This is a genomic window from Ornithinimicrobium ciconiae (assembly GCF_007197575.1).
Taxonomy (GTDB): Bacteria; Actinomycetota; Actinomycetes; order Actinomycetales; family Dermatophilaceae; genus Ornithinicoccus; species Ornithinicoccus ciconiae.
In genome coordinates this window covers 1,041,552-1,051,946 of record NZ_CP041616.1, presented here as the reverse complement: position 1 = coordinate 1,051,946, position 10,395 = coordinate 1,041,552, and the positions used below count along the sequence as shown (strand labels likewise).

The window sequence follows — 10,395 nt, the reverse complement described above, 5'->3', positions numbered from 1 at the left end:
CCGGTCACCAGCGTGGACGCACCGGTCACCGGCCGGGCCACACCCAGCGCGGCACGTCGAGCAGACCACCCCGCCCGGCGACACCCGTGCCGCCTGGATCCTTGGTCAGCTCATGGCGGACGGCCCCGTGCCTGCCGAGAGCCTCGATCAGCTCCGGAGAGTGCGTCACCACCAGGACCTGGGTCGACCTGGAGGCATCGGCGATCAGGTCCCCCAGGGCGGGCAGCAGGTCGCGGTGCAGGCTGGTCTCCGGCTCGTTGAGCACCATCAGACCCGGCGGTCGGGTGGTCTTGAGGGCGGCGACGAGCAGGAGATAGCGCAACGTCCCGTCGGACAGCTCAGCTGGAGCCAGGGCGCGCAGCAGCCCCGGCTGGCTCAGCGCAGCCTCGACCCGTCCGTCGGGCAGGTCACGGGTCGACAGGGTCGAGCCGGGGAAAGCAGCCTCGACGGCGGCGTCGACACCGCGCTGGTCTCCCTGGAAGGCAATCGTCACCAGCGCTGCCGCGAGGTTGGCACCGTCGTGGGACAGCACAGGTGAGATCGTGCCCATGGACGGCGCGCGAGCGGGGGCCTGCGGGTCGGTGCGGAAGTGGTCGTAGAAGCGCCAGGTGAGGATCTCGCGCCGCACGGCGGTGATCTCGGGAGCCCCCTCGACCCCGGCAACCTCGGCCAGCACCGACTGGTGCGGCAGCACCTGCTGCTCCAGGTGTCGCCACTGCTCGTCCCGCACGCGGATGTCCGGTCCGCGCCGGTCGACCAGGAGGCTGCCCGGCCGGGCCACCGCGCCGTGGAAGATCTGCTCACGCTTCAGCTCGGGATCGTTGACGAACGGGCTGTGGCACGGGATTGGGACGCCGAGATCCACGAGATAGCCGAGCTCGTCGCTGGCATAACCCAACCGCAGGCTGATCGGCTCGCGACGGGCGGTCCCCTGCGCCGGGGCTCGTCCCGCGACAACGTCCGCGGACGGGCGCTCCGGCCCCGCCCACAGGATCGAGGACAGGCCACCGTCGCGGGCGATCGCCGGCACGATCGATCCGTCGGCACACCCGGCCAGCAGTCGCAGAGCACGATAGAGGTTGGACTTGCCGGAGCCGTTGGCTCCGGTGACCACGTCGAGGCCGCCCAGCTCAAGGGTCAGGTCGCGGATCGAGCGATACCCGTGGACGGCGACTGTGCGGATCACGCTGCTCACCCTGCCACCCCGCGCTGACACCGGGTGACACAGCCCGCACCGTCTCACTCCTGCGTGAGCAGCTCCAGTCCGGCCTGCGTGAGGTCGGTATAGGCGGTGGCCAGGATGGGCCCGGAGTGGGAGACCTGGACGCTCAGCACCCGGCCGCTGCCCACACCCGGATCTCCGTCTTGCGAGGTCTCGACATAGAAGGTGTAGGCGAGCACGCCGGGGGCCGACCCGCCCTTGAACGCCTGATAGCGCGCGCCGTCGGGTCGCGGCAGCCCTGGGTTGGCGCTGAGGATCTGCCGCAGCGGCTCCCCCGCCTCACCCTGAGCCTGCTGCTGCAGCATGGCGTGGAGGGTGCAGATCTCCGCACCGGTGAGAAACCACCCGACGCCGTCCTGCCAGGCAGGGTCGGAGACCGAGAACGGGTTGGCCCGCAGGCCTGACAGGTCCTGCGGCAACTGCTCCAGCAGGGCGGTCCGCTCGGCCGGGTCGGCGTCGGCCCACTGCGCCCGCACGTCCGGCGCGTCCCACCCGAGCAGGAAGAACTGCTGGGTAGTCAGCAGCGGAGCACGGCGCTCTGGCTCCTCGACGACGCTGTCCATGACCGCCGCCAGCCGCTCCGGTCCGATCGTCTCCATCAGCAGGTCGGTGGCGGTGTTGTCACTGATCGAGATCATCAGGGTGGCAGCCTCCCGCACCGAGAGGGTCGAGCCGTCCGGGCGGTCCTGCAGCTCCCCCGAGGGCAGGCTCTTGACCGGAGCGGTGAGGGTCAGTTCGTCATCCCAGGCGAGCTCACCGTTCGCCACGGCGTCGGCAACCGCCGTGAGGACGATGAGTTTGAAGACGGACCCTGACGGAGTTGGCTCCTGAGCAGCCTCGGAGGCGTGGACGGTGGTGCACCTGCCGGCGGACACCTCCCCGACGAAGACCGCCGTGGTGCCCCCCAGCGCAGAGAACTCCTCGTCGAGCTCCTCCCACGAGCCCAGCTCCGGGAGGTTTTGAGGTGGGCCGGGCTGGATCAGCAGAGCATCGATGAGGCCGTCGGCATCGACACCCAGCGACAGGCGCAGCGGCTGCTCACCGGTGAGAGTCAGCTCGACGCCATACGCACCATCACCTCGCTCCTGCACCTCCCCCACCGCGCTCAGTGTCAGCGCGGGTCCTCCGCGGAACTGCGTGAGCACCGGCTCGATCTGATCGGCGGGCACGGCCTCAAGGAAGTCGGTGCTGAAGCGCTCGGCAGCCTCCTCCTCGCTCGGACCCGTCGCCCCCTCGGTCAGGCGCTCCAGGAGCCACTGCGTCTGCTCGCGCAGCTCACCGTCCAGCCGCCCGAGGTCGAAGGGCGGCACGAGCCCGGTCTTCGCGGTCCCTGGATCGGTGGGATCGGCTGGTCCCGGCGCGGAGGTCGGGGTCAGGTCGTCCGCCCCGGTCGGGGAGGTCGTCTCCTCGGTGTCCGTCTGCTGGGTGTCCGTCTGCTGGGTGCCCGATGTGGCGCTGCCATCCGAGGTCGGCGCGTCGCCCCCGGTGCAGCCGGTCAGCACCAGCACGACGCACGCGAGCGCAGCACCGGTGCTGCGCGCCCGCCCGTGCCGCCGGTCCGCCCGTACCAGAGCGCGGCTGCTCCTCATGCCCCTCACGTCATGCCCCTCACGTCTTGCCCTCACGCCGAACTACTCCTCCCCGCAGGCACCGCTCCCCGGTGATCCTGTGCGTGAGACACCCTACGGTCCGCGCCGCGGCCCACCGTCACGCGTGAGGGCTATCACGCACCTCCAAGGAATAACACGAGGCGATTCGGGCCTACCATGAGAGGACGTATTCAGCGACACGAGATCTGGTGACCTTCGCCGTATGAGTAGCAAGCCCCTGCAGCGCCTGGACCGTGTTGTCATCCGGTTTGCGGGCGACTCCGGCGACGGGATGCAGTTGACCGGTGACCGCTTCACGTCAGAGACGGCGGCGCTGGGCAACGACCTGTCGACCCTGCCCAACTTCCCTGCTGAGATCCGGGCCCCTGCTGGCACCCTCCCGGGCGTCTCGAGCTTCCAGTTGCACTTTGCCGATCACGACGTGCTGACCCCCGGGGACGATCCCGACGTGCTGGTGGCGATGAACCCGGTCGCGTTGAAGGCCAACCTGGGTGACCTGCCTCGAGGCAGCACGATCATCGTCAACACCGATGAGTTCTCCAAGCGCAACCTCACCAAGGTTGGCTACGCAGCCAGCCCGGTCGAGGACGGCAGCCTGGAGTCCTGGCACGTCCATCCTCTGCCGCTGACCTCGATCACGGTGGAGGCCCTGGCCGACTTCGGTCTGACCCGCAAGGAGAAGGAGCGGGCCAAGAACATGCTCGCCCTCGGCCTGCTGTCGTGGATGTATTCCCGGCCGCTGGAAGGCACCGAGGCGTTCCTGCGGGCCAAGTTCGCCAAGGCTCCCGAGATCCTCGAGGCCAACCTGACCGCCCTGAGGGCCGGCTTCAACTATGGGGAGACGACCGAGGACTTCGCGGTCCGCTTCGAGGTCGCCCCGGCCACGATGCCACCGGGCACCTATCGCACGATCACCGGCAACGCCGCGATGGCGCTCGGCCTGGTGACCGCCGCGCAGCGCTCCGGCCTGCCACTGGTGCTGGGAAGCTATCCCATCACTCCGGCCTCGGACATCCTGCACACGCTGTCCGGGATGAAGCGTTACGGGGTGACCACCCTGCAGGCCGAGGACGAGATCGCGGCGGTCGGCATGGCTCTGGGCGCCAGTTTCGGCGGCGCACTGGGGGTGACGTCCACCTCCGGACCGGGCCTGGCCCTGAAGGCCGAGACCATCGGCCTGGGCGTGTCCACGGAGCTGCCCCTCGTCATCCTCGACATCCAACGGGGTGGGCCGAGCACCGGCCTGCCCACCAAGACCGAGCAGTCCGACCTGCTCCAGGCCATCCACGGCCGCAACGGAGAGTCGCCGGTGGCGGTGATCGCGCCTCAATCCCCCTCAGACTGCTTCGACATCGCGCTGGAGGCGGTGCGGATGGCGGCGACCTACCGCACCCCGGTCATCGTGCTCTCTGACGGCTACCTCGCCAACGGGTCCGAACCGTGGCGGGTCCCCGATGTGGCGGACCTGCCTGAGGTAAACGTGGAGTTCGCGACGGGCCCCAACGACACCGACGCTGACGGCAAGGCGGTCTTCCACCCGTTCCTGCGTGACCCGGAGACGTTGGCCCGGCCGTGGGCGGTGCCGGGAACCGCTGGTCTCGAGCACCGCATCGGGGGCATCGAGAAGGCCAACATCACCGGCCACATCTCCTACGACCCGGACAACCACGACCTGATGACCAGGCTGCGCCAGGGCAAGATCGACGGCATCGCCGACACGATCCCGAACCTGGAGGTCGACGACCCGTCGGGCGAGGCTCGCGTCCTGGTCCTGGGATGGGGCTCGACCTACGGACCAATCGCCGCCGCCACCCGGCTCGTGCGAGCCACCGGCATCCCGGTGGCCCGGGCCCACCTGCGCCACCTGAACCCGTTTCCACGCAATCTGGGTGAGGTCCTCCATGCCTATGACCGCGTGATCGTGCCGGAGATGAACCTGGGCCAGCTGGCCCTGCTGCTGCGTGGCACCTTCCTGGTGGACGTCCAGTCCCACACCGCGGTTCGCGGCCTGCCGTTCCCGGCCTCCGAACTGGCCGAGGTGCTGCACAAGGCCGTCGCGCAGTCCCTGGAAGGAGTGCAGTGACCAGTTCGACGCACGAGGGAGCAGTCCCCGTGGAGATTCAGCCGCGCCCCTCAGGGACCCAGGCGGTCCCGTCCCTGCCCGAGGGCGCGCCCAAGCAGACCAAGAAGGACTTCACCTCCGACCAGGAGGTGCGCTGGTGTCCCGGATGCGGCGATTACGCCGTGCTGGCCGCCGTGCAGGGCTTCCTGCCCGACCTCGGGCTGAAGCGGGAGAACATCGTCTTCATCTCCGGCATCGGCTGCTCCTCGCGCTTCCCCTACTACCTCGACACCTACGGGATGCACTCGATCCACGGACGCGCACCGGCGATCGCCACCGGCCTGGCCACCAGCCGCGAGGACCTGTCGGTCTGGGTCATCACCGGTGACGGCGACGCCCTCAGCATTGGCGGCAACCACCTCATCCACGCGATGCGCCGCAACGTCAACCTCACGATCTTGCTGTTCAACAACAAGATCTACGGTCTGACCAAGGGTCAGTACTCCCCCACCTCCGATGTGGGCTCGGTGACCAAGTCGACCCCGGTCGGCTCCGTGGATCACCCGTTCAACCCGGTCTCCCTCGCCCTGGGCGCCGAGGCCACGTTCGTGGCACGGACGATGGACTCGGACCGCGCACACCTGACCACCGTGCTGAAGGCAGCGGCGGAGCACCGAGGCACGTCCCTGGTCGAGATCTATCAGAACTGCCCGATCTTCAACGACGGCGCCTTCCAGCTGCTCAAGGACCGGGACGAGAAGGAGGCCAGGGTGCTCAACCTGGTCGACGGCGAGCCCGTGCGGGCCGGGGCCGACCATGTCGTCGTGCGGCAGCCCGACGGTGCCCTCGCCGTCGTGACCGAGGACGAGGCGGAGCCGGGGACCGTCCTGGTGCACGACGCCGGGAGCACCGACCCCTCCACGGCCTTCGCGCTGTCCCGCCTGGACGACGGGTCGATGACCCACCTACCGATGGGCATCTTCCGCTCGGTGTCGCGGCCGACCTATGACGATCAGGTCCGGGCCCAGGTCGACGCAGCCCGCTCCACGGAAGGTGGCCCGGCCGACGACGAGCAACTGGCAGTACTGCTGCGCGGCGGCGACACCTGGACCGTGGGGTGAGCCAGGCCGCCGGGACCCACGTCCCGGCCGGCGACCCCGCCACCTCGGCCGGGTCCTCAACGGGACCGAGCACCGGCCCCGCCAGCCCGGACGAGGCCGCGACAGTTCGGCGTGGCACGGCCTACGGTTTCCTGGCCTACCTGCTGTGGGGTGCCTTCCCGCTCTACTTCGTGGCGCTGAAGCCCGCCGGTGCGCTGGAGATCCTGGCACACCGCGTGATCTGGTCACTGCTGCTCTGTCTGCTGATCCTGGCGCTGACCCGACGAGCCCGCTGGGTGCTCGACATGTTCCGGGACCGGCGTCAGCTCGGCACGCTGACCCTCGCCGGGCTGCTGATCGCGGTCAACTGGACCGTCTACCTCCTGGCCGTGCTCAGCGGCAAGGTCACCGAGGCCGCCCTGGGCTACTTTCTCAATCCGCTGGTCACCGTGGCCCTCGGCGTGATCATCCTGCGGGAGCGGCTGCGCCCCGCCCAGTGGGTGGCCGTGTCGCTCGGCGTCGTCGCGGCGATCTACCTCACGATCAACCACGGGTCTCCACCGTGGATCTCCTTGGTGCTGGCCTCCAGTTTCGCCTGTTACGGCCTGCTGAAGAAGCGCCTCGGCGCCTCCCTGTCGGCGCTGCACTCGCTCACCGGCGAGACGGTGGTGCTGACCCCCTTCGCCATCGCCCTGCTGGTCTGGCTGACGGTCGCCGGGGAGCAGACCTTCACCGGCCACGGCACCGGCCACATGTTGCTCCTGGTCAGCGCCGGAGTGGCCACGACCGTGCCGCTGCTGCTGTTTGCGGCCGCCGCCAAACGGGTGCCGCTGGTGACCATCGGCCTGTTGCAGTTCCTCACGCCGGTGCTCCAGCTGCTCGCCGGTGTCCTGGTCCTGGGCGAGGTGATGCCAGCCTCGCGGTGGGTTGGCTTCGGGCTCGTCTGGGTGGCGCTGGTCATCCTCTCGGTCGACTCGGTCGTCTCCGCCGGGCGCTCCCGCCGGCTAGCCCGGGCCGCGCAGGGCGCCGCAGTCTGAGCCGCTGAGAACGCCGCCACCCGCGTCACAGACCTGCCGCCGTCCGCGTCACACCCCCGTCACCCGTTGGCTCGGTGTCCCGTCGCCATCGCCTGACCCGCAACGCCCAGCAGCGCGCGCACCCCGGCCGCCGCCACCTCTTCTCCCTCGGTCACCTCAAGTCCGAACGGGCGGCCCGACGCGCGGTGCACGACCATCCCCGGCCCGCCCCTGACGATGTATGCCGTGCGCCCGGGCAGCCAGCGCAGACCGATCCCTCCCCACTTCATCGGGTCCAGGTCGGCGGCCTCGACCCCGACCACATCCTCGGCAGCAAGGCGCAGGAGTCGCACGGGCAGCAGCGTTGACCTGATGGTCAGACCCACCTCGTCCACGCGGGCCTCCACCCGCGACCAGGCCACCACAAAGAGAGTGGTCAGGACCGAGATGACGGTGATGACGACCCCGAGCAGCGGCGTGCTGGTCCAGGACAGCACCGCGGTGAGAGTCAGGACGACCGCGACGAAGACCGCGGTCCCCAGCATCACTCCAGAGTCGAGCCGGGTCGCCCACGGCGCGGGCACACCAGCCCCGGAGGCCACGACCCGGGAGCGCTCCGGCACGGTCTCCAGGACTGCCTGCCGATCAACCGGGGCCGGCCGGTTGAGCAGATAACCGACCCACCCCCAGAGCACGCCGAGGACAAACGGGACGAGGGACCAGACGACGTGCACCTGGGCGGGCGACCCCGCCAGGTGTGTGCCCCAGGACGCGGCTCCATAGGTGGCGGCCGCGGTGGCTCCGACCCCGGCGAGCAGCGCCATGATCCAGCGGTGCCAGAGCGGCGGGACCCAGGCGGACAGCAGCGCCAGCAGGGCTGCCACGACAGCGCAGAAGCCCGCGACCGACAGTGCCACCGAGAACACGCCGGCCCCGGTGGAGAACGCGTCCGGGAGGTCGGCCGACCAGTGCGTCGGCAGCCTCTCGGGGGTGTCCCACAGGGACACGGCGAGCAGCAAGAGGGCAAAGGGCACGATCGCCCAGAAGCCGGCCGAGATCCGGCTGACACGACGTGAGTTCACCGCCCCAGGTTAACCGGACGACTCCCTGCACTCCTGACCTGCGCCTGACTCTCCCGACGACCAACCGCCACCCGCTGGACCGCTGCCGTTTACGTCTCGGTGGGGCGATCGGCAACCCCGGCAACCTACGGTGCCGACGCAGGACCTCGTGGGTCCTGGACTCAACCAAGCAAAGGATGATCGTGACTGCCCCCACCACCCGACGTTCCTTCCCCCTGTTGTCACTGACCCCGGTGCACAACGGGGGTCGTGACCGGATGACGTGTCAGTATCGCTGTGGAGACGCCTGTTTCCACGAGATCCCGAACACCTCCGCCAACCAGACCTTCCGCGAGGTCGTCAACGCTCGCGTCTCCCGCCGCACCGCCCTGCGGGCGGGCGGTCTCGGCGCCGCCGTGGTCGGCCTGGCCGGCCTCGGTGCGAGCGCACCCGCAGCTGCGGCGGCTGCCGCATCCGGCGGCGGGTTGTTCACCGCCATCCCCCCGACCCCGCGCACCACGGACAACGTGATCGTGCCCGACGGCTTCACCTGGAGGCCGATCATCTCCTGGGGCGACCCGGTCGAGCCCGGCGCCCCGGCCTTTGACTTCTGGAACCAGAGCTTCGAGGCGCAGAAGGGTCAGGCCGGCTACAACGCGGACTACGTCACCCTGCTCCGCAACGGCAACGGCGGCAACAAGGCCGTGCTCGTCTTCAACAACGAGTACACCAACGACGAGATCATGTTTGAGAACATCTCCTCCTCGAACGACCTCACCGACGAGCAGCTGCGGATCGTCATGGCCGCCCACGGGATGACCGTCGTGGACGTGCGCCGTCAGAACAAGCACGAGGCATGGGAGTACGTCCGAAACGGCCGCACCAACCGTCGGATCCACGCCTGGACCGAGTTCGCGGTCAGCGGCCCGGCGGCCGGCCACAGCGCACTGCAGACCTCGGCCGACCCCACCGGCAGGCTCGTGCTCGGCACCCTCAACAACTGCGCCGGCGGGGTGACCCCCTGGGGCACGGTCCTGTCCGGCGAGGAGAACTTCAACCAGTACTTCAAGGCCGACGAGGCTGCGGACCCCGACGGCAAGCTGGCCCGCTACGGCATCCGCAGCGCAGGCCGTGGCTGGGAACGCGTCGAGGAGCGCTTCGACGTCGCAGTCGAGCCGCACGAGGTCAACCGATTCGGCTGGATCGTGGAGGTGGATCCCTCGGACCCGACCTCCACCCCCGTCAAGCACACCGCGTTGGGCCGCTTCAAGCACGAGGGCGCCAACGTCATCGTGGCCGACAACGGCCATGTCGTGGCCTACCAGGGCGATGACGAGCGGCACGACTACATCTACAAGTTCGTGTCCAAGGAGAAGTACCGCCAGGGCAACGGGCACCGACGCCACAACATGCAGCTGCTGAGCGAGGGCGACCTCTATGTCGCCAAGTTCGTGGGGGACGGAATGGAGGACGGCGAGTGGGACGGGTCAGGGACCTGGATCCCGTTGGTCGTTAACGGCGAGTCGCACGTGCCCGGCATGGACGTCGCGGAGGTGCTGATCTGGACCCGCCTGGCCGCGGACAAGGTCGGTCCCACCAAGATGGACCGCCCCGAGGACGTCGAGCCCAACCTGCACAACGGTCGGATCTATGCGGCCCTGACCAACAACAGCGCCCGGGTCGAGATCGACGAGGCCAACCCGCGCCTGGGCAACAAGCACGGTCATGTCATCGAGATGACTGAGGACCACAACGACCACACCGGCACGACGTTCAGGTGGCGCATCGTGCTGCTGGCTGGCGACCCGTCGGACCCGTCGGCCTACTTCCTGGGCTACGACCGTGAGGACGTCTCCCCGATCAGCTGCCCCGACAATGTGGCTTTCGACCCCGACGGCAACCTGTGGATCTCCACCGACGGGCAGCCGGGAACCCTGGGCAACTGCGATGCGATGTATCTGTATCCGGTGGACGGTCCGCAGGCCGGGCACCTGCAGCAGTTCCTCTCGGTCCCGGTCGGAGCAGAGTGCTGCGGTCCCTACATCGATCTGCATGACAACACGGTCCTGGCGGCAGTGCAGCACCCGGGTGAGATCTCGGGGGCGAGCCCCTCACAGGTCTTCAGCACCTACCCCTACCTCGGAGACGGCCAGCCTCGTCCGGGCGTCTTCCACGCCTACCGCCCGAAGGGCAACGGCAAGGGAGGCGGCAACGGCAAGGGAGGCGGCAACGGCAAGGGCAACGGGAAGCCCTGAGGCAACGCCGCCCACCCCCGGTGTCCCCCAAGGGGCTCCCTCTCAGGCCGGTGGCTCACGCTGAGCGTC

At 69.4% G+C, this 10,395-nt stretch carries 7 protein-coding genes; 4 read left to right on the top strand and 3 right to left on the bottom strand.

Annotated elements, in window-relative coordinates; genetic code table 11:
- Positions 1–25 precede the first annotated feature (25 nt).
- Entirely contained in the window at positions 26–1,186 is a 1,161-nt protein-coding gene (locus tag FNH13_RS04745) for an AAA family ATPase (protein WP_143782415.1), read from the bottom strand.
- 53 nt (positions 1,187–1,239) lie between these two features.
- Positions 1,240–2,811, bottom strand: a complete 1,572-nt coding sequence (locus tag FNH13_RS04740; RefSeq protein ID WP_143782414.1) for a serine hydrolase — start codon at positions 2,809–2,811, stop codon at positions 1,240–1,242.
- Between the two features lie 223 nt (positions 2,812–3,034).
- Here FNH13_RS04740 and FNH13_RS04735 point away from each other — a divergent pair, with 223 nt between their 5' ends.
- The 3 genes from FNH13_RS04735 to rarD are packed head-to-tail and all read left to right on the top strand — an operon-like array spanning position 3,035 to position 7,031.
- Complete coding sequence (locus FNH13_RS04735) at positions 3,035–4,915, top strand: 2-oxoacid:acceptor oxidoreductase subunit alpha (RefSeq protein ID WP_143782413.1); 1,881 nt, start codon at positions 3,035–3,037, stop codon at positions 4,913–4,915.
- A gap of 29 nt (positions 4,916–4,944) precedes the next feature.
- Positions 4,945–6,015 (top strand): 2-oxoacid:ferredoxin oxidoreductase subunit beta, encoded by a 1,071-nt coding sequence (locus FNH13_RS04730; RefSeq protein WP_143782412.1) that lies wholly within the window; start codon positions 4,945–4,947, stop codon positions 6,013–6,015.
- Positions 6,012–7,031 (top strand): EamA family transporter RarD, encoded by a 1,020-nt coding sequence (gene rarD / locus FNH13_RS04725; protein ID WP_143782411.1) that lies wholly within the window; start codon positions 6,012–6,014, stop codon positions 7,029–7,031. Before FNH13_RS04730 ends, rarD begins: the two co-directional genes overlap by 4 nt.
- Positions 7,032–7,090: 59 nt before the next feature.
- Here the strand turns inward: rarD and FNH13_RS04720 are convergent, their stop codons facing one another.
- Positions 7,091–8,092, bottom strand: coding sequence for a hypothetical protein (locus tag FNH13_RS04720; RefSeq protein ID WP_143782410.1), 1,002 nt, complete (start codon positions 8,090–8,092; stop codon positions 7,091–7,093).
- Between the two features lie 176 nt (positions 8,093–8,268).
- Between FNH13_RS04720 and FNH13_RS04715 the strand changes: the two genes are divergently transcribed.
- Complete coding sequence (locus FNH13_RS04715; protein WP_143782409.1) at positions 8,269–10,326, top strand: PhoX family protein; 2,058 nt, start codon at positions 8,269–8,271, stop codon at positions 10,324–10,326.
- Positions 10,327–10,395 lie beyond the last annotated feature (69 nt).